Source organism: Thioclava electrotropha (genome assembly GCF_002085925.2).
In the GTDB taxonomy this organism is placed as follows: Bacteria; Pseudomonadota; Alphaproteobacteria; order Rhodobacterales; family Rhodobacteraceae; genus Thioclava; species Thioclava electrotropha.
In genome coordinates this window covers 1,741,195-1,759,256 of the sequence record NZ_CP053562.1, presented here as the reverse complement: position 1 = coordinate 1,759,256, position 18,062 = coordinate 1,741,195, and the positions used below count along the sequence as shown (strand labels likewise).

General features: G+C 65.5%; 17 protein-coding genes. 9 read left to right on the top strand and 8 right to left on the bottom strand.

The features are described from left to right. Positions 1–90 precede the first annotated feature (90 nt). Positions 91–1,005 (bottom strand): YghX family hydrolase, encoded by a 915-nt coding sequence (gene yghX / locus AKL02_RS08385; protein ID WP_083075399.1) that lies wholly within the window; start codon positions 1,003–1,005, stop codon positions 91–93. 244 nt (positions 1,006–1,249) lie between these two features. Between yghX and AKL02_RS08380 the strand changes: the two genes are divergently transcribed. Then, positions 1,250–2,380 carry an HlyD family secretion protein gene (locus tag AKL02_RS08380; protein ID WP_083075397.1) on the top strand — a complete coding sequence of 377 codons (1,131 nt, stop codon included), beginning with the start codon at positions 1,250–1,252 and terminating at the stop codon, positions 2,378–2,380. Positions 2,381–2,392: 12 nt separating this feature from the next. Further along, complete coding sequence (locus tag AKL02_RS08375; RefSeq protein WP_083075395.1) at positions 2,393–4,381, top strand: glycosyltransferase; 1,989 nt, start codon at positions 2,393–2,395, stop codon at positions 4,379–4,381. 16 nt (positions 4,382–4,397) lie between these two features. Here the strand turns inward: AKL02_RS08375 and AKL02_RS08370 are convergent, their stop codons facing one another. Continuing rightward, positions 4,398–4,976, bottom strand: coding sequence for a hypothetical protein (locus AKL02_RS08370; RefSeq protein ID WP_083075393.1), 579 nt, complete (start codon positions 4,974–4,976; stop codon positions 4,398–4,400). A 278-nt stretch (positions 4,977–5,254) separates the two neighbouring features. Between AKL02_RS08370 and AKL02_RS08365 the strand changes: the two genes are divergently transcribed. After that, positions 5,255–6,388 (top strand): cache domain-containing protein, encoded by a 1,134-nt coding sequence (locus AKL02_RS08365; RefSeq protein WP_083075391.1) that lies wholly within the window; start codon positions 5,255–5,257, stop codon positions 6,386–6,388. 69 nt (positions 6,389–6,457) lie between these two features. Here AKL02_RS08365 and AKL02_RS08360 read toward each other — a convergent pair whose 3' ends face one another. Next, positions 6,458–7,024, bottom strand: coding sequence for a PAS and helix-turn-helix domain-containing protein (locus tag AKL02_RS08360; protein WP_232621740.1), 567 nt, complete (start codon positions 7,022–7,024; stop codon positions 6,458–6,460). A gap of 94 nt (positions 7,025–7,118) precedes the next feature. Between AKL02_RS08360 and AKL02_RS08355 the strand changes: the two genes are divergently transcribed. From AKL02_RS08355 to AKL02_RS08345, 3 genes are read left to right on the top strand one after another with little or no spacing between them, the layout of a single operon-like run. Further along, positions 7,119–8,285 carry an acetyl-CoA acetyltransferase gene (locus tag AKL02_RS08355; RefSeq protein WP_083075388.1) on the top strand — a complete coding sequence of 389 codons (1,167 nt, stop codon included), beginning with the start codon at positions 7,119–7,121 and terminating at the stop codon, positions 8,283–8,285. Next, positions 8,282–9,784, top strand: a complete 1,503-nt coding sequence (locus AKL02_RS08350; protein ID WP_083075386.1) for a class I adenylate-forming enzyme family protein — start codon at positions 8,282–8,284, stop codon at positions 9,782–9,784. Before AKL02_RS08355 ends, AKL02_RS08350 begins: the two co-directional genes overlap by 4 nt. Beyond that, complete coding sequence (locus AKL02_RS08345; RefSeq protein WP_083075384.1) at positions 9,784–10,587, top strand: 3-hydroxybutyrate dehydrogenase; 804 nt, start codon at positions 9,784–9,786, stop codon at positions 10,585–10,587. The genes AKL02_RS08350 and AKL02_RS08345 overlap by 1 nt, the downstream gene beginning before the upstream one ends. Before the next feature lie 107 nt (positions 10,588–10,694). Here AKL02_RS08345 and AKL02_RS08340 read toward each other — a convergent pair whose 3' ends face one another. The 3 genes from AKL02_RS08340 to AKL02_RS08330 form a co-directional block, all read right to left on the bottom strand. Further along, positions 10,695–12,233: a tripartite tricarboxylate transporter permease gene (locus AKL02_RS08340; RefSeq protein ID WP_078547322.1), complete on the bottom strand. Its 1,539-nt coding sequence runs from the start codon at positions 12,231–12,233 to the stop codon at positions 10,695–10,697. 9 nt (positions 12,234–12,242) lie between these two features. After that, positions 12,243–12,674, bottom strand: a complete 432-nt coding sequence (locus AKL02_RS08335; RefSeq protein WP_083075382.1) for a tripartite tricarboxylate transporter TctB family protein — start codon at positions 12,672–12,674, stop codon at positions 12,243–12,245. A gap of 67 nt (positions 12,675–12,741) precedes the next feature. Continuing rightward, a complete protein-coding gene (locus AKL02_RS08330) occupies positions 12,742–13,707 on the bottom strand; it encodes a Bug family tripartite tricarboxylate transporter substrate binding protein (RefSeq protein ID WP_083075380.1) in 966 nt (321 codons plus the stop codon). 114 nt (positions 13,708–13,821) lie between these two features. On the opposite strand from AKL02_RS08330, the gene AKL02_RS08325 reads away from it, so the two are divergent. The 3 genes from AKL02_RS08325 to AKL02_RS08315 are packed head-to-tail and all read left to right on the top strand — an operon-like array spanning position 13,822 to position 16,950. Then, positions 13,822–14,502, top strand: a complete 681-nt coding sequence (locus AKL02_RS08325; protein ID WP_083075378.1) for a response regulator transcription factor — start codon at positions 13,822–13,824, stop codon at positions 14,500–14,502. Further along, positions 14,495–15,907 carry a sensor histidine kinase gene (locus tag AKL02_RS08320; RefSeq protein WP_083075610.1) on the top strand — a complete coding sequence of 471 codons (1,413 nt, stop codon included), beginning with the start codon at positions 14,495–14,497 and terminating at the stop codon, positions 15,905–15,907. The genes AKL02_RS08325 and AKL02_RS08320 overlap by 8 nt, the downstream gene beginning before the upstream one ends. Beyond that, entirely contained in the window at positions 15,904–16,950 is a 1,047-nt protein-coding gene (locus tag AKL02_RS08315; protein ID WP_083075376.1) for an ABC transporter substrate-binding protein, read from the top strand. Before AKL02_RS08320 ends, AKL02_RS08315 begins: the two co-directional genes overlap by 4 nt. Positions 16,951–16,957: 7 nt before the next feature. Here the strand turns inward: AKL02_RS08315 and AKL02_RS08310 are convergent, their stop codons facing one another. Together AKL02_RS08310 and AKL02_RS08305 are read right to left on the bottom strand one after the other, a co-directional pair. After that, on the bottom strand, positions 16,958–17,431 hold the full coding sequence (locus tag AKL02_RS08310; RefSeq protein WP_078519234.1) for a flavin reductase family protein: 474 nt from the start codon (positions 17,429–17,431) through the stop codon (positions 16,958–16,960). Beyond that, positions 17,418–18,047, bottom strand: coding sequence for an FAD synthetase family protein (locus AKL02_RS08305; RefSeq protein WP_083075374.1), 630 nt, complete (start codon positions 18,045–18,047; stop codon positions 17,418–17,420). The genes AKL02_RS08310 and AKL02_RS08305 overlap by 14 nt, the downstream gene beginning before the upstream one ends. Positions 18,048–18,062 lie beyond the last annotated feature (15 nt).

Here is an 18,062-nt window from a genome sequence, read left to right as displayed (position 1 = left end):
GGCTCCGCGCGATGACGCGGATCTTGCGAGAGGCGTAGCACGCGCCAAATCCGAGCGCACCCCCGGCAGGCCGCGAGCGCGCGCGGAAGCTTATCCGGCGAGGTAGGTCCGGAACCACGCGATCATGCGCTCCTCGGCCAGCTTGGCGGCGGCCTCGTCGTAGCGCGGCGTCGTGTCGTTGTGAAACCCGTGGTTCACGCCTGGATAGATATAGGCCTCGTAGCGCTTGTCGTTTTCCTCGAGCGCCTTTTGATACTCCGGCCACATCGCATTGATCCGCTGGTCGAGCGCTGCCAGCTGGATCATCAGCGGCGCCTCAATCATCGCGACTTGCGCGCTGTCTGGCGCAGCCCCGTAGAACGGCACGCCCGCGCCCATCTCGGGATAGGCGACGGCGAGCTTGTTCACCACGCCCCCGCCATAGCAGAACCCGGTCGCACCGACCTTGCCGTTGGTGCCGTCGAGCGTCTGGAGATACTCGAACCCGGCGAAGAAATCATTGAGCAGCGCACCCTGATCGAGGCTGCGCTGCATCGTGCGCCCCTCGTCATCATTGCCCGGATAGCCGCCGAGCGAGGACAGCCCATCGGGCCCCATCGCCACGAAGCCCGCCTTGGCGAGGCGGCGCACCACGTCGCGGATATAGGGGTTCAGGCCGCGGTTCTCATGCACGACGAGGATCACCGCGGGCGGATTGTCCGGGTCAATCTGCGTCGGGCGCACCAGATAGGCGGTGATCTCGCCGGTGCCGTTCGGGCTGGGATAGGTGATGTCCTCGCCCAGAATGTCCGGATCGTCCTCGGCCACCTTCTGGGCCAGCGCATAATCGGGCGCGAGCGCGCCGAGGATCGCCAGCGCGGTCACGCCGCCCACCGCCCATTTCCCCGCCCGATCGAGAAATTCCCGTTTCGAGATCTTGCCATGGACATAGTAATCGTAAAGATCGAGAAGTTCCTGGTCGAAATCGGCCGCCGTCAAGCGGCGCGCATTGGCTGGATCGGTCATGGTGAATCCTCCTCCTGAGACCGGGAAGCATATCACGCACGAGTGATTTTCCGTCGCATTATCGACGCGCATTTCATGCGAGGCGCCCGCCTCACGCCGCGGCTGATCTAGCGTGCCGCGTCGCATCACAAACCAAATATTCTCAATAGACCTTGGGTTGCATCTTGCAATTACGTTACGTTTATAGGTTGTTAAACCTATTGGCCCCGCCCCGCTGTAACGTGTCATCTCGAGGAGCCCCGAATTGAAAACTTTTCGCCCTGTCATCGGTATTATTTTGGTTGCGGGCGCGCTTTGGGTGATCGTCGGAGAGCAGATGTCGGGCGTGAGCGCCGATGCCGTCGTCAATGCGCCCGTGGTCACGGTTCGCAGCAGCACCGCCGGCAAGCTGTCGATGCCGAAACGACCGCTCGGCGCCCATGTCGACAAGGGCGAGCGGCTGGCCACCGTCGATGATATCCTCTCGGACACCACGCGGCTCGAAGATTTGCGAATGGAGCTGGCGAATGCCGAGGCGAATGTCGCGCGGATCAAAAGCGACCTCGCCGCCAAACGCACGCAACGCGACGCCTATAGCGCGCGCACCAAGCTCTATCGCACGCATCGCATCGCCGAGATCGAGACGAAACTGAAATTCGCCCGCGCGCGGCTCGACCGGCTGCAGCCCAATGCGCAAAGCTCGGAGACGAGTGCCACGAAAGTGGCGCAGACCGCCACGGCAGAGGCTGGGCCGGTGACGCAGGCGCGTGAGGACGTGGCGCTGCTCGAAAACGCGCTCGATGCCGCCAAATCCGGCGTCTATCTGGGCGACGGCTATAACGACGCCCCAAGCTCCGAACAGCGCGGCGCGCTTCTCGATGAGGAGATCGCCTCGCTCGAAGCGGACCTCACCGAGGCCGAGGCCCGCGTCAAGACGCTCGACGCGCGCCGGTCGAAGGAACAGACGCGGGTGAACACGCTGACCTCGAGCCAGGTGACATCGCCTGCGAACGGAATCTACTGGGAGACCCTGCAGGCGGATGGCGTGACGGTGCAGCGGGGCGATCCGATCATGTCGCTCGTCGATTGCGACGTCTCGCTGGTGACCGCCTCGGTGAGCGAAGGCGTCTACAACACCCTCAAGGTGGGCGATTCCGCGACCTTCAAGCTGGCTGCCCGCGACAAGATTTACGACGCGACGATTGCGCGGCTCGCCGGCAGCGGCGCGGCGCGCGTCTACCAGCATCTCGCCATCGCGCCGAGCCAGAAACATCTCGAGCGCTACGATATGACGCTTCTCGTTCCGGACCTGAAATCCGATGCCGATCTCGACTGTCCCGTGGGGCGGACCGGGCGGGTGTTCTTCGAGCACCGCCCCCTCGACTTCCTGCGCTGAGGGCGGGGCGGCATGTTCTTCTATCCGCAACTGGGAGAGCTTGGCTCGGCGGCGATGCAGCTCATCCTCGTGGTGGGCATCACAGCCATTCTGCCGAGCTTCGTCAAACCGCGGCGCAATTGGCACCGGGCGGTCTTGCTGGGGATCAGCGCGGTGCTCGCGCTGCGCTATATCTGGTGGCGCGGAACCGAGACCCTCGCCCCGCCGGGCCTGACGCTGGATGTACTGGCAAGCTGGTCTCTCTACGCGCTCGAAGTCTTCACCCTGATCGGCTCGCTCAGCGCCTTTCTGGTCCTGTCGCGGATCAAGCTGCGCAGCGAGGAAGCGGATCAATACGCCAATCTCCCGACGGAGAAAGAGCCGCTCGTCGCGATCCTGATCGCCACCTATAACGAGGATCGCGACGTTCTCGAACGCACTATCGTGGGCGCGAAATTCCTGCGCCATCGCAACAAGATGATCATGGTCTGCGACGACAGCCGCCGCGACTGGCTGCGCGATTTCTGCGAGACCAAGGGCGTGCGTTACATGCGCCGGGCCGACAATGAGGGGCAGAAGGCGGGCAATATCAACCACGCGCTGGACCGGTTGGCCGAGGAAGAGGTGCAGCCAGATTTCGTGGCGATCCTCGATGCGGATTTCGTACCCCATCGCGGCTTCATCTCACGTACGCTGGCGCTGTTCCACGACCCCGAGGTGGGCCTCGTGCAGACGCCGCAGCATTTCTTCAACTCCGACCCGATCCAGCACAATTTCCGGCTCGACAGCTCCTACCCCGACGAGCAGCGCTTCTTCTTCGACCAGATGCAGCCCGCGCGCGACGGCTGGGGGATCGCCTTTTGCTGCGGCACCTCCTCGGTCTGCCGCTGGAGCGCGCTGCGCGAGATCGGCGGCTTCAACACCGAGAGCGTGACCGAGGATTTCATGCTGACGCTGGCGTTGCAGAATGCAGGCTGGCGCACCGTCTATCTGGCCGAGCCGCTGACCGAAGGGCTCGCTCCGGAAGGCCTCAAGGAATACATCACCCAGCGCGCCCGCTGGTGCCTCGGCCTGATGCAGATCGCGCGGTCCTCGCTCGGCCCCTTCTCGAAGAGCAATCTACGCCTGCGCGACCGCTGGAGCGTCATCGACTCGATCTTCTATTGGACCACGACCTTCCCCTTCCGGATCGCGGCGATCTGCTATCCCCTGCTCTACTGGTATTTCAACATCACGGTGGTGAATGCGGGCCTTGCGGATGTGCTGAGCTATTTCGGGGTCTATTACCTGTGGAGCCTGATGACGCTGAACAGGCTCAGCCGTGGCATGGTCGTTCCTCTGCTGAACGACGTGAGCCAGCTGATCGGTGCGATCCCGATCGCCCGCGCCGCCTTCACCGGTTTGCTGCGGCCCCATGGCCACCCGTTTTCGGTGACGGCGAAAGGCGGGGACCGGTCGAAAGTCGTCGTGCAGTGGCGGATCATGATGCCGTTCCTGATCCTGTTTTTCCTGACGCTGGGCGGCCTTCTGATCGGGATCGTCTGGGACCGCTTCGCCTATTACGACGCGGGCGACGGCAAATGGGTGATCCTGTTCTGGACGATCTATAACCTGTTCCTGCTGGCGGCGACCTGCCGGGCCTGCGTCGAGCTGCCCCGGCGCGAAATCCATGTGGCCGACAAGCCCGAGCGAATTTCCTTCGTCTCCGACGGCACGGAATACTGGGTCTGGATGACCTCTTTCACGATGGACACGGTGCGCCTGCGCGGCCTGACCCTGCCGGAACAGACTCGCGGGATGCTGACGATCGACCAGATCACCGACCCGATCGAATGCTACGTCATCGCGAAGACCCGCGACGGCGCGCGGCTCCAGCTTCTGCCGACCGAGGAGCAGCGCGAAGAGCTGTTCGTGCGCTTCTATGCCGAAGGGAACGAGCCGGGCGTCAGCCATGTTCGCCCCGGCGCGCTTCTGCACGACATCTACCGCCGCTTCTTGCCGAAATTCTCCTCGGACGAGTGAGCCGCGGGGCGTGCGATTAATAGGTATTGATGGAGATGCCGACGAAGGCTTCCTTGGCCAACGCACGCCACCCCGCCCGGATCGAGACCGGCCCGCCGTCGATTTTCTGGGTCACCGCGATGGTACGCTCGGAATAGGTGTCGCTCCCGCCTGCGGAGAGCTCTAGCCCCAGCCCGGAGCGGTTCCCGGCCTGAAACAGCGCAAACCAGTCCTGATCGATCGTGTTGTATTGCGCCAGCATGAAGACATGCCCGAAGCCGGTCGGCGTATACCGCTCCAGCCCCACGCGCGCACCGAGTCGCCAGTTATCGTCCGCCAAGGTGCGACCGATGCTGGGGCCGAGCTTCAGCGTGCCGATTCCCTCGAGCGCGAAGTCCCGCGTGACGGCCGCGCCGGTCGACCATCCGCCTTCGTAATCAGAGAAATTCGCGCTGAAGCTCACTTTCCCGCGCGACATCGAAAAGACCGTGTCGGAGGTATTCTGCGCCGCGTCGAACTGCACAAACGCGCCATCCGCGCGGGCTTGCGAGCCCGCCCCCAATGACAGTGTCAGACAGGTCGCGATCGCGACGCTTACTCCTTGAATCTTTTGCATATTACGTGTCCTGTAAGCCTGTGCCCGAGACCTTTGCGGCCCCTCGATCTGCTATTTGGTTTTTGCGGAAAGACCCGTCGATCGAGCCCTCGCAGCCCCGTGCCCCGGGAGCTTGTTCCTTCGAGTGTTTGGCATCGCTTTGCGCATTGCAAGCGATCCTTCCGGTCCGCGAAAAAATTAACTTTGAAATGGGCCCGCACCACTTTCTCGCCGTATTTACTCAGTAACCATGATTTAAATCGGACCCCTTCTACAATTAACGTAGGATTGAAGCGAAGATGAGCATTCGGCGACAACACAATCTCGGGGGCATTTTCCGACGCACCGCTCTGGCGATGGTGCTCGTCGTGGCAGCGACGGCCGTCTTCGTCGCCAAGGTCGTGTCGGATCAGGCCCATGAATTTCAGACAGCCATTGAACACAAACTGGTCCTGAGAGGCTCGGATGCGATCGCGCTCAGCTTCAACACGGCCCTGATGCGCGAATGGGACAGTATGCATGCCGTTGCGCGAAGCATCGGCACCGCGTCGCAAGACGACATCAACAAGTTCATGGACGCCGTCGCCCGCACCGGGGGCCAGGTCGCTTGGGCAGGCTTCGCCGCGCCCGATGGCACGATCATCTCCGGCTCGAACGGCTATGAGGTCGGCAAGAATGTCAGCTCCAAGCGGTGGTTCCGCGATGGTATCCGCGTGCCGTCGGTCGACTCGATCACCGAGACGGCCACCAATGCGCAGACCGGCAAGATGGAGTATTTCCTGAACCTCTCGACCCCCGTGAAGGGCGCGAACGGCCAGAAGATCGGCGTGCTGGTCTACCGCGTGCGGATCGCATGGGTGCGCAGCTTCCTGTTCGAGGCGAGCAAGGAACTTGGCATCGACGTGGTCGTGCAGGACATCAACGGCGATCCCGTCATCGACACCCGTCAAGACAGCACGCCCCTGCCCAAGAGCCTGACGTCAAGCGCGAGCCTGCGCAGCAAGTCTTCCGGCGTCTTCCACCTTGTCGACGGCAAGGACGGCGGAACCTATGCCTTTGCGCCGGATTTCGTCTGGAACAAACTGCCCAACTTCGGCTGGCGCGTCTTCGCGGTTCTGCGCCGCGACAACATCTCGAACGATCTGCCGGTTTTGACGCAGGTGACGCTGGCGACGGTCGCAGCCGCGGCGCTGTGCCTGCTCGGCGTGACGCTGGTGTTCCTCAAGCTGCTGCTGCGCCCGGTCGAGCGGCTGGCAGAGGATGCCAAGAGCATCGCGAACGGCAAATACGTCTTCCCCGAAGAAGCGACGAGCTCTCAGGAAGCCGCCTCGCTGTCGAGCGCACTCGCGATCATCCAGAGCAAGCTCACCCCGCAGCGTAGCGAACGGCCGCCTCGGTCGACACCTGAGGCGACACCTGAACCGCATTCTTGATCTGGGCCTGACTTGGGATCGAGACAAAAAGGGGCGCATCGGCGCCCCTTTTTCCTTGGGGCGACGCGTCTAGAGCGGCAGCCCCGTCAGCCGCGCCACCAGTTCGGCGGTGTTGCGCGCGCCGAGTTTCGCCTGCAGTCGCGCGCGATGGGCCTCTGCCGTGCGCGGAGACAGCTCCAGCACCCGCGCAATTTCCTTGTTGGTCTGCCCCTCGGCCAGAAGGGCCGCCACCTGCCGCTCGCGCGCGGTCAGATCGACGACGGGCCGCAATTCCGACAGATCGGCAAAGCTCCACACTGCGCGGGCGAAGGGATCGTGGGGCGTCAGCGACTGCCCCCGCACCCGGCACCAGAAGAGCGACCCGTCGCGACGTTGCATGATCCGCTCATCGGCATAGCGCCCGGTCTCGCGCATCCGCCGCAACCCGATCTCCCCGATGCGCAGAAACTCCTCCTGCGACGGGTAAAGCACCGCGAGCGAGCGCTGCGGCAACTCGTCTTCCCGATAGCCGAAACTCTCGCAAAACCGCGCGTTGCACCGCTCGATCACCCGGTCGCGGGTGACCGCCAGCCCGACCGGCGCATGCTCGAACGCCAGCAGCGCCATCTCATCGCTGTCCAGCAGGTCCTGCTCCATCCTCTTCTCCCGATAGCGTAGTTCTACGAATAGAGGTCGTGCCGCCCCTGCGCTAGTCTCCCCCGCAACGGAGGATCATTGGGAGGAGACCCGCATGGACGCGAAGATCGTCGGCTGGGGCCATACGAAATTCGGCAAGCTGGAGGGGCGCACGCTCGAGGATCTGGTTCTCGAAGCGGGCGGCGGCGCGCTGGAGCATGCAGGGATCGACCCGGCGGAGATCGATGGCATCTGGCTGGGGCATTTCAACTCCGGGCTGGTGCCGGATGGGTTCGCAAGCTCGCTGGCGCTGGGGATCGACGACAGACTGCGCTTCACGCCTGCGACCCGCGTCGAGAATGCCTGCGCGTCCGGCTCGGCCGCGATCTATGCCGCGCGCGATGCGATCCGTTCGGGCCGGGTCAAGGCCGCGCTGGTCATCGGGGCCGAGAAGATGACCGCAAAGGACACCGCAGGCGTGACCGAGGCGCTGGCCGGGGCGTCGTACCAGATGGAGGAAGCGGGCGTCTCCTTCCCGCAGATCTTCGCACGTTTCGCGCAGGCCTATTATCAGGCGCATGGCGACCGTTCCGCGGCTCTCGCCCGGATCGCGGCGAAGAACCACCACAACGCGCTCGCCAATCCGCTGGCGCAGATGCGCAAGGATGTGGGGTTCGAATTCTGTAACACGGTCAGCGACAAGAACCCGATGATCGCCCCGCCCCTGCGGATGACCGATTGCTCGCTGATTTCCGACGGCGCTGCGGCGCTGGTCATGGTCGCCGACGACCGCGCGGGCGATTTCGCCAATTCCATCGGTTTCCGCGCCGCCGAGCAGGTCAATGACTACCTGCCGATGTCGCGCCGCGATCTGCTGGCCTTCGAGGGTCCGTCTGAGGCGTTCCGCCGCGCCTATGCTTCGGCAGGCGTCAGTGTCGATGATCTCTCCTTCGCCGAGGTCCACGACTGTTTCACCATCGCGGAATTGCTCGTCTACGAGGCGATGGGGCTTGTGCCGCAAGGCTCCGGCGCGCGGGCCATCGACGACGGGCTGGTGCTGCGCGACGGGCGGCTTCCGGTAAACCTCTCGGGCGGGCTGAAGGCCAAGGGCCATCCCGTGGGCGCGACCGGCGTGTCGATGCATGTGCTGGCCGCGATGCAGCTCACCGGTCAGGCGGGCGAGATGCAGCTGCCCGGCGCGGAGCTGGGCTGCGTCTTCAACATGGGCGGCTCCGGCGTCGCGAATTACTGCTCGATCCTCGAAGCGGAGCGCGCGGCATGAACCCGGCGGAGTGGCTGATCCGCAGCGCGGTGCGCACGCCGGACGCCCCCGCGCTGCTGCAGGGCGAGGAGCTGCGCGCCACCTATGCGGAGTTCGCCGACCGCGCCGCCCGCATCGGGGCTGCGCTGGTGGCGGAAGGGATCGCTCCGGGCGACCGCGTGGCGCTGTTTGCCAAGAACTGCCCCGAATATCTCGAGGCGATGTATGGCGCGTGGTTCGCAGGCGCGGTGGCGGTGCCGATCAACGGCAAGCTGCACCCGCGCGAGGCCGCATGGATTATTGAGGCCTCCGAGGCGAAGCTGGCCTTCACCGGCGGCCCGGAAAATGATCTGGGCGTCGAGACGGTGGACCTCAAAGGCCCGGCCTATGCCGATCTTCTGCGCCAAGCCCCGATGCCCGCCCCGGTCGAAATCGCCGCGAACGAGACGGTCTGGCTGTTCTACACCTCCGGCACGACCGGGCGGCCCAAGGGCGTGTGCATCACCTCGGCCAATGTGCAGGCGATGTGTCTGGGCTATTTCTCGGATGTCGACAGCGTCGAACCGCAAGACGCGATCCTCTACGCCGCGCCGATGTCGCATGGCGCGGGGCTTTACAATTTCGTCCATGTGATGCGCGGGGCGCGCCATGTGGTGCCGCGCTCGGGCGGGTTCGAGGCCGACGAAATCCTCGATCTCGCGCCGAAGCTGCAGCATGTCTCGATGTTCGCCGCCCCCACGATGATCCGCCGTCTGGTGGACCGCGCCCGCGCCACGGGGCGGACCGGCGAGGGCATCAAGACCATCGTCTATGGCGGCGGGCCGATGTATGTCGCCGATATCATCGACGCGGTCGACGTGATGGGGCCGCGCTTCGTTCAGATCTACGGCCAGGGCGAGAGCCCGATGACGATCACAGCCCTGTCGCGCGAGCTGGTCGCCGACCGAACCCATCCGCGCTGGCGCGCGCGGCTTGCTTCGGTCGGGCTGGCGCATAGCCCGGTCTCCGTGCGCATCGCCGATCCCGAAGGCCGCGCCCTGCCCGCTGGCGAAACCGGCGAGATTCTCGTGAGCGGCGCGGCGGTGATGGCGGGCTACTGGCAGAACCCCGAGGCGAGCGCGAAGGCGCTGCGCGACGGCTGGCTCTGGACCGGCGATCTGGGCACGATGGATGCGGACGGCTTCGTCACGCTGCAGGACCGCTCGAAGGACGTGATCATCTCGGGCGGCACGAATATCTACCCCCGCGAGGTCGAGGAGGCGCTGCTCCTGCACCCTTCCGTCCACGAGGTCGCGGTGGTCGGCAAGCCCGACCCGGAATGGGGCGAGAGCGTCGTGGCCTTCGTCACGCCCGCGCCGGGGTCAGAGATCGACCCCGCCGCCCTCGATCAACATTGCTGCGAACAGATCGCGCGGTTCAAGCGCCCCAAGGCGTATCGCGTGGTGACGCAGCTTCCCAAGAACAATTACGGCAAGGTTCTGAAAACCGAGCTGCGCAAAATGGTGACGGAGGAGGACTAATGTCGCGACTGGATGGAAAGACGGCTCTGGTAACGGGTTCGGTGCAAGGCATCGGGCTGGCAATCGCGAAATCGCTGGCCGAGGCGGGCGCGCGCATTGCTTTGCACGGTCTGGCCGATGCGGCGCAGGTCGCCGAGGCGACAGCGGTGCTGGAGGCCGCGGGCGCGCCGGAGGTGAAGTTCTTCGACGCCGATATGGCCGATCCGGCGCAGACCGACGCGATGATGGATGCGGTCGAGGCGTGGGGCGGCGCGGACATCCTCGTGAACAATGCAGGCATCCAGCGCACGGCGAGCCTTGCCGAGGCCACCCCCGAGATCTGGAACGCCATTCTCGCGGTGAACCTGTCGGGCGCGTTCCACACGATGCGCCGCGCGCTGCCGGACATGGCCGAGCGCGGTTATGGCCGTGTCGTGAACATCGCCTCGGTGCATGGGCTCGTGGCCTCGGCCAACAAGGCGCCCTATGTCGCCTCGAAATTCGGCCTCGTCGGCATGAGCCGGGTCGCCGCGCTGGAATATGCGCAGGCGGGCACGCGCGAAGCGGGCGGCGTGACGGTGAACTGCATCTGCCCGGGCTGGACCGAGACCGACATTCTCGGCCCCCAGATCGCGGAACGCGCAGCGGCGCATGGCGGCGACCGGGCGGCGGGGATCGCGGATCTTCTGGCGGAGAAACAGCCCACCCGGCGCCTCTCCGACCCGTCCGAGATCGGGGCGCTCGCGCTGTGGCTCTGTGCGCCGATCGCGCACAACGTGACCGGCACCTCGATCCCGGTCGATGGGGGCTGGACCACGCAATAAGGCTCGGAGGTGAGAAAGGGGCGGCGGGTTGACCACCGCCGCCCCTTCCTTCGAACCGGTGCAGGCACCTCGGGGGAGGTGTGATGCCTGCGCTAGGGGGTGCGGTCTCAGTCCGAGATCGCACCCTCGTCATCGCGGCGCTCATGCATCCGCGCTTTCACGAAGCGGCTCAGGAACAGCGGCAGGATGAAGCCCACGATCGCCACGGTCCACAGACCGATCGCCAGCGGGCTGCCGACCAGCGTCCAGTAATCGCCGTTCGAGATCGTGACGGCCCGGCGCAGGTTGTTCTCCATCGTGTTGCCCAGAAGCGTGCCGAGAATGATCGGCACCAGCGGCACGTCGAGCTTGCGCAGCAGCCAGCCCATCACACCGAAGCCGATCATCACCAGCAGATCGAAGCTGGAGCCGGAAATCCCGTAGATCCCCACGAAGGAGACCATCGCGACGATCGGCATCAGAATCCGCGGCGGGATCATCAGCACGCGGGTGAAGATGCCCACCATCGGGATGTTCATAGCGAGCAGCATGAAGTTGGCGATGAAGAGCGCCGCGATCAGGCCCCAGACCACATCGGGGTTGTTCTGGAACAGCAAGGGGCCGGGCGTGATGTTGAGCGACAGAAGCACCGCCAGCAGCACCGCCGTGGTGCCCGAGCCCGGCACGCCAAGCGCCAGCATCGGCACAAGCGCCCCGCCGGCTGCCGCGTTGTTGCCCGCCTCGGGGGCGGCCACACCGCGCGGATCGCCCGTGCCGAAGGTGTTCTTGCGATCGACCAGCTTCTTCTCCATCGAGTAGGAGATGAAGGAGCCCAGCGACGCCCCTGCCCCCGGCAGCACGCCCGCGACGAAGCCCAGCAGCGACGAGCGCAGCATGGTCGGCGTCGTCTCTTTCACCATCTTCCACGGCGGCGTGATGCGCCCGACCGAGACCTTGTGGCCCGCGCCGGTGGCCGAGCCGTGGCGGTGCTCGAGGAAGATGAACACTTCCGACAGCGCGAAGAGACCGACGATGGCGACGAGGAAATCGAGCCCGTCATAGAGGTGGACCTCGCCGAAGGTCAGACGCGGCACGCCGGTCTGGGTATCCACGCCGATCACCGACAGGCCAAGGCCCAGCATCGCGGCGAAAGCCGATTTCGCCTGATTGGTCGAGGAGACCCCACCCAGCGTAGCGAAGGCCAGTGCGAAGAGCGCGAAATATTCTGCCGGTCCGAACAGCAGCGCGAATTTCACCAGCTGCGGCGCCAGCAGGATAAGGCCCCAGGTGGCGATGAAAGCACCCACGAAGCTTGCGATGCCCGAGAGCGACAGCGCCTCGCCCGCAAGGCCCTTCTTGGCCATCGGATAGCCGTCGAGACAGGTCATCATCGCGGGCTCGTCGCCCGGAATATTGAGCAGGATCGAACTGATCCGCCCGCCATACATCGCCCCGTAATAGACCGAGGTCAGCAGGATCAGCGAGGGGGTAGCGCCCAGCCCCAGCGTGAAGGCCAGCGGGATCAGGATCGCGACGCCGTTGGACGGGCCAAGCCCGGGCAGCGCGCCCATCATGGTGCCAAGGAACGTGCCCAAGAGCGCGAGCAGCAGGTTCTCGAAGGTCAGAGCGGTGTGAAAACCGTCTGCGAGTGACATTAAGGTGTCCATCATTTCACCTCAGAAGCCGAAGGGGCCGCTGGCGAGCGAGAGGCCCAGCACCAGCTTGAAAATTACGTAGATACCGATCGAGGTGGCGACGCCGACGACGATGGATTGCAGCGGCCGCGTGCCCAGCCGCCATGTCAGGTAGGCGCTGGCAAAGGCGGTCGCGATCAGGAAGCCCACGACGGGCAGAAACTCGGCATAGAGGATCATCACCACCACTGCGGCGAGGATTTCGGCGAGCCGCGAGAGGCTCGGCCAGACCGGGTCGGGATCGGGGCGCAGCAAGATCACGAGCGAGGAGAGCCCGAGGATCACCGCGATCACCAGCGGAAAGGTTTTCGGCCCCACCGCATCCGACAGGAAACTTTCTTGGATTTGCAGCGTCGCCCAGCCGTAGAACAGCGCAAGGCACAGGCCGACGGCGCCGAAGATGCGATCACTCATGATCCCCTCCCTTGGTATGAAGGCGCGGCGGCACTCGAAAGCCCGCCGCGCGCATGGGTTGTCTCGCTTACTTGATGATGCCGATCTGGCGCGAGATATCCTGGATTTGCTGGACCGAATTCTGCACGAAGCTCTCGAATTCAGCGCCCTGCAGGTCGAGCGGGGCCAGACCGTTGGCCGCCATCACCTGCTTCCACTCGTCGGAGGCATAGAGCTGGCCGACCTTGTCGACCCAAGCCTGGTAAGCCTCGTCGGACATGCCGCCCGGCGCGTAGAAGCCGCGCCAGTTCGCGCCGATCGCATCCACGCCCTGCTCTTTCGCGGTCGGGAATTCCGAGAATTCGCCGTCCAGACGCTCGGGCGCCAGCACCGCGATCACGCGGATATCACCGGAGTCGACGAAGCCCTTGGCTTCCGACAGATCGCCGGTGAAGGCCTGAACCGAACCCGCCAGAAGCTGGGTGACCGCTTCGCCGCCGCCGTCGAAGGCGATGTATTTGACCTTGCGCACATCATCGATGCCGTAAGCGTCCGCCGCGATCAGCACCTTGAGGTGATCCCAGCCGCCCACGGCCGAGCCGCCCGCGACGGAGACCGAATTCGGATCGGCCTTGATCTTGTCGAGCAGTTCCGGAAGCGTCTGGATGTCGCTGTCGGCTGCGACGGCGATCACGCCGTAATCCGCGCCGATCGAACCGATCCAGCGGACCTGATCCATCGAGTTGCCCGGATAGGCGCCTTGCGCCAGACGGGTCGCGGTGGCCGAGGAGGCCGCGACAATCAGGTTGTCGTCGTCATTGCGCTTGTTGACCACTTCGGCGAAGGCCACGCCACCGCCGCCACCGGCGAGGTTCACGACCTGCACGGTCGAGTCGATAAGGCCCAGATCCTGCATGGTTTTGCCGACCTGACGGCAGGTGAAGTCCCAGCCGCCGCCGGGGTTCGCGGGCGCGATGCATTCCTGCGCCGAAGCGCCGGTCGCAACGGTGAGTGCCGCGACGGCAATCGCCGCGCGCATGAGTTTAAAAGCCATGGTATATCCTCCACTGTCCGCCCGTTGCCTCCCGCAGCGGGCTATGTGCCGGGTTTTACCGCTTGAACCTGTCACGAACCTGTCACAGGTTCAGAGGCGCATGAGGGAGGAAGAATGCGGCTCTTGCTAGTGGAGGATGCCGAGGAGCTGGCCGAGGCCACGCAACGTCGGCTTGCGCGCTCGGGCATGGCCTGCGATCTCGCCGCCTCCGTGGGCGAGGCGCGCGACTTTCTGGCGGTGCAGGCCTATGACGCGGTGATCCTCGACATCAACCTGCCCGATGGCAGCGGCACGGACCTTCTGCGCGAGATGCGCGCGCAGGCCGCCACGATGCCGGTGCTGATGCTGACCGCGCAATTCTCGGTGGATGACAAGATCTCCGCCTTTGAACTCGGGGCTGACGACTATCTCGTAAAACCCTTTGATCACCGTGAGTTGGAGGCAAGACTTCATGCGATCGGCCGGCGGCAGACGACGGATCGCTCCGCCGATCTGGAGCTTGGCCATCTGCGCTATAACGCGACAGCAGGCAGCGCCACGGTCGGGGATCAGGCGCTGAAACTGACGGGGCGCGAATTCGCGCTGCTGGGCATTCTGATGCGCAATGCGGGGCAAGTGATGTCGAAGGATCGGCTGCACGAGGGGCTTTACGCTTTCGACGACGCGGTGCCGGGCGACAATGCGATCGAGCTTTATATCGCGCGGCTGCGCAAGAAGATCGCGGGCAGCGGGGTCGAGATCGAGACCCTGCGCGGACGCGGCTACCGTCTGGCGGCACGGGATGGCGATGTCTGACGGCCCTCTCCCCCGCGAGACCGGCCTTTCCGCCACGCGCTCGCTGACCGCGCGGCTCGTGACCGGGCTGTCGGGGCTGATGATCGTCGGCGGGTTGATCCTCGCACTTGCCGCCTTCGCCTATGGGCGCGCGGCGGCCCGTGACGCCTTCGACCGGCTGCTGGTGGGCGCGGCCAATGACATCGCCGCCTCGATCTCGATCCGCGACGGCGCGCCTGTCGTCGATCTGCCGGTCTCGGCGTTTGAGCTACTGGCCCTCGCCCCCGATGACCGCATCGCCTATCAGGTCAGCGGCCCGAAAGGCGCGGTGCTGACGGGCTACGAGGACCTGCCCCGCCCCGACACGACCGCACAAGATTCCGAGCTTTACGACGCACGCTTCAAGGGAGAGCCCGCACGCTACATCCGGGTCACGCGCCGTTTCGCGGAGCGCCAGTTCTCCGGCACGGTGGAGGTGATCGTGGGGCAAACCCTGCGGGCACGCACCCAGCTTGCGCTCAGCATCACCCGCAACGCGCTTGGCGGGCTGGCGGTCGGCGGCATCGCCATGCTCGCCTTCGCGATCATCATCGTCCATAGCGCACTGCGCCCGCTGGAGCGGTTGGCCCATCGCATCTCGGAGCGCGACCCGCAGGACCTCACCCCGATCCGCGCCGCCGTGCCGCGTGAGGTCGATGTGATGGTGCAGGCGACGAACGGGTTCATGGGGCGACTGGACCGGCAATTCGCCACGATGAAAAGCCTGATCTCGGACACCGCGCATCAGCTTCGCACCCCCGTTGCGGCGCTGCGCGCGCAATCCGACCTCGCCGCCGAGGAAGACGACCCCGCCCGGCGCGACCAGATCGTCGCGAAGATGCATTCCGGCACGGTACGGCTGAGCCGCCTGCTCGACCAGATGCTGTCGCGCGCGCTTGTGATCCACCGCGCCGACAGTGCGCGGCGCGAGCGGGTCGATCTGCGCAACATCGCCTTGGATATCTTCGAGGAAGGCGATCATGCGGCCCTCGCGCCGGGCAGCGAAATCCGGCTGGAGATCGCCGAGGCGGAGGTGCCCGTGCTGGCCGACGAACTCTCGCTGTCCGAGGCCGCGAAGAACCTGCTGGGCAATGCGCTGGCGCATGGCGAAGCCCCGGTCACCATCGGTGCGGAGCTGCGCGACGGGCGCGCCCGGCTCTGGGTGCGCGACGCAGGCCCCGGTCCCACGCCCGAGCTGCGCGCGCGTCTGGGCGAGCGTTTCGCGTCTGGACATTCGGACACGCGGCGGCGCGGTGCGTCGAGCGGGCTGGGCCTCGCCATCGCGCAATCGGTGGCGGAAACCTATGGCGGCACGCTGGAAATGGAGAGCGATGCGGCAGGCTTCACCATCGCGATCACCCTGCCCCAGGCCGAGGAGACCACATGATCCGCGCGCTCCTGACCCTGACGCTCTGGCTATGCCTGAGTTCCACCGTCGCGGCGGCCGAGCCCGAAGCCGTCCGCACCTTCGGCCCCGATCAGCCCGTGCGCAAGATCACCCTGCGCACCACGACCGATGTGAACATCCTCGCCCCCGCGATCGAGGCGTTTCTCGACACCCAGCCCGGCCTTGCGATCCGGTTCGAGCAATGGGGCTCGAACGACCTCTACGATATTTCCGAGGCCGACTGCGCGTCCGGCAAACCCGGCGCCGATCTGGTCATCAGTTCCGGTGTGCAGCATGTGGTGAAGCTGGTGAACGACAATTGCGCCGCCACCTGGGTCTCGCCCGAGACGACGGCGCTGCCGAAGGACCTGCGCTGGCGCGATCAGGTCTGGGGCATCTCGCGCGAGCCTGCGGTGATGATCTACAACCGCGCGCTGGTCCCGCCCGAGGACGTGCCGCGCACGCGCTTCGATCTGGTGGACCTGCTGCGGCCCGCGCAATCGCCCTACACCGGCAAGGTCGCGACCTATGACATCGCGGATTCAGGGCTCGGGTTCCTGTTCGCTTTCCTCGACAGTCAGGAGGCCAGCACCTTCGGCGCGCTGACCGAGGCCTTCGCGCGCTCCGGCGCGGTCGCCACCTGCTGCTCGGCCGAGATCATCGATGGAGTCGCGGGCGGGCGCTACCTGATCGCCTATAATATCCTCGGCTCCTACGCGGCGCAGGCGGCGCGTGACAATCCCGATCTGGGGATCATCGCGCCCGCCGATTACACGCTTGTTCTGTCGCGTGCAGCCTATCTGCCGGGACGCGAGCCCAATCCGACCGCCGCGAAGCTGCTGGATTTCCTGCTCTCGCCCGGCGGTCAGAGGGCGCTTGCGGAGACCAAGCTGATCGACCCGATCACGCGCGACGGTGGCGGCAGCGACGAGACGCTGGCCCTGCAACGCCTCATCGCGCTTGGCCCGGCGCTACTGGTTGCGACGGATACGATGAAAACCGCGCGATTCCTCGAACGCTGGCGCGACATCTTCGCGCAATAGCGTTGGCCTAGCTCGCCAGCGCGCCGAACTTGCCACCGCAGAACAGAAGCGGCCGGGCCTCTAGATCGCGCTCGATTTCGACCACCTTGCCGATGAAGAGCGTGTGATCGCCCGCCTCAACCTCCTGCGCGACCTCGGTCACGAAGACGCAGGCAGCCCCCGGCACGACGGGCATCCCGGCGCGCTCGATGAAGGGATCGTTATGCGCCGGATCGTGGCGGCCCGCGAAATGCATCGCCAGCCCTTCCATCTCGTGATTGAGCACCGAGACCGCGTACCGCCCCGAGGCGCGCACCTTCTCGCGCAGCTTGCAGTTGTGATCGAGCGAGATGGTGATCAGCGGCGGGTCGAGCGAGACCGACATGAAGGCATTCGCCGTCATCCCGTGATCGCCATCTTCGGTGCGCGTCGAAATCACCGTCACGCCGGTTGCGAAACTGCCGCAAGCGTCGCGCAGATCGCGCGGATCAATTCCGGACATCGAATTCCTCCCCAAATCTCATATCCTGTGTCAGAAGCGCGCCCGACATCAGCGCAGCCGCATCGGTCGAGCCCTGAAGGGCCACGGCCTCGCGCGACCGGCCTTCGGCGCGCAGGCCCCGGATGCGCGTGGACGAGATGACCTCGCCCCCTTCGCACAGCACTGCGGGCGCCAGCGTCACGTCGAAGCGCTCGGCCAATGTGGTCACGCAGCCCGCCTGTTTCGCGCCGAAGCGGAAATCCGCGCCGACATGAATGCGGGCCGGGTTGATCCGCGCCAGATCGTCCAGAAAGGCCTGCGGGCTGCGCGCCGCGTAGCTTTTGCAAAACGACGCCAGCACGATGTAATCGGGCCCGAGCCGCGCGATCCGCGCGAGTTTCTCCGAGACGGGCGACAGTTGCTTGGCGCGGCCGAAAAACACTTTCGGCGGCGGATCGAAGGTCCAGACGACCGACGCCACGCCTGCCGCCCGCGCCTCGGTCACGGCGCGCGAGATCAGTGCCTGATGGCCGCGATGGACGCCGTCGAAAGCGCCGATGGTGAGGACGCTCGCGGGCAGCGCGATCTGATCGTCGCGCAGCACCTGCGTCTTCATCCCTGTGAAATCCAAACTCATGGGGCTCCTCCTTCC

What these genes read in the sequence shown, in the direction of transcription:
- yghX (WP_083075399.1), bottom strand. Translation starts at nt 1,005, where the DNA reads ATGACCGATCCAGCCAATGCGCGCCGCTTGACGGCGGCCGATTTCGAC.
- AKL02_RS08375 (WP_083075395.1), top strand. Translation starts at nt 2,393, where the DNA reads ATGTTCTTCTATCCGCAACTGGGAGAGCTTGGCTCGGCGGCGATGCAG.
- AKL02_RS08370 (WP_083075393.1), bottom strand. Translation starts at nt 4,976, where the DNA reads ATGCAAAAGATTCAAGGAGTAAGCGTCGCGATCGCGACCTGTCTGACA.
- AKL02_RS08365 (WP_083075391.1), top strand. Translation starts at nt 5,255, where the DNA reads ATGAGCATTCGGCGACAACACAATCTCGGGGGCATTTTCCGACGCACC.
- AKL02_RS08360 (WP_232621740.1), bottom strand. Translation starts at nt 7,024, where the DNA reads ATGGAGCAGGACCTGCTGGACAGCGATGAGATGGCGCTGCTGGCGTTC.
- AKL02_RS08355 (WP_083075388.1), top strand. Translation starts at nt 7,119, where the DNA reads ATGGACGCGAAGATCGTCGGCTGGGGCCATACGAAATTCGGCAAGCTG.
- AKL02_RS08350 (WP_083075386.1), top strand. Translation starts at nt 8,282, where the DNA reads ATGAACCCGGCGGAGTGGCTGATCCGCAGCGCGGTGCGCACGCCGGAC.
- AKL02_RS08345 (WP_083075384.1), top strand. Translation starts at nt 9,784, where the DNA reads ATGTCGCGACTGGATGGAAAGACGGCTCTGGTAACGGGTTCGGTGCAA.
- AKL02_RS08340 (WP_078547322.1), bottom strand. Translation starts at nt 12,233, where the DNA reads ATGGACACCTTAATGTCACTCGCAGACGGTTTTCACACCGCTCTGACC.
- AKL02_RS08335 (WP_083075382.1), bottom strand. Translation starts at nt 12,674, where the DNA reads ATGAGTGATCGCATCTTCGGCGCCGTCGGCCTGTGCCTTGCGCTGTTC.
- AKL02_RS08330 (WP_083075380.1), bottom strand. Translation starts at nt 13,707, where the DNA reads ATGGCTTTTAAACTCATGCGCGCGGCGATTGCCGTCGCGGCACTCACC.
- AKL02_RS08325 (WP_083075378.1), top strand. Translation starts at nt 13,822, where the DNA reads ATGCGGCTCTTGCTAGTGGAGGATGCCGAGGAGCTGGCCGAGGCCACG.
- AKL02_RS08320 (WP_083075610.1), top strand. Translation starts at nt 14,495, where the DNA reads ATGTCTGACGGCCCTCTCCCCCGCGAGACCGGCCTTTCCGCCACGCGC.
- AKL02_RS08315 (WP_083075376.1), top strand. Translation starts at nt 15,904, where the DNA reads ATGATCCGCGCGCTCCTGACCCTGACGCTCTGGCTATGCCTGAGTTCC.
- AKL02_RS08310 (WP_078519234.1), bottom strand. Translation starts at nt 17,431, where the DNA reads ATGTCCGGAATTGATCCGCGCGATCTGCGCGACGCTTGCGGCAGTTTC.
- AKL02_RS08305 (WP_083075374.1), bottom strand. Translation starts at nt 18,047, where the DNA reads ATGAGTTTGGATTTCACAGGGATGAAGACGCAGGTGCTGCGCGACGAT.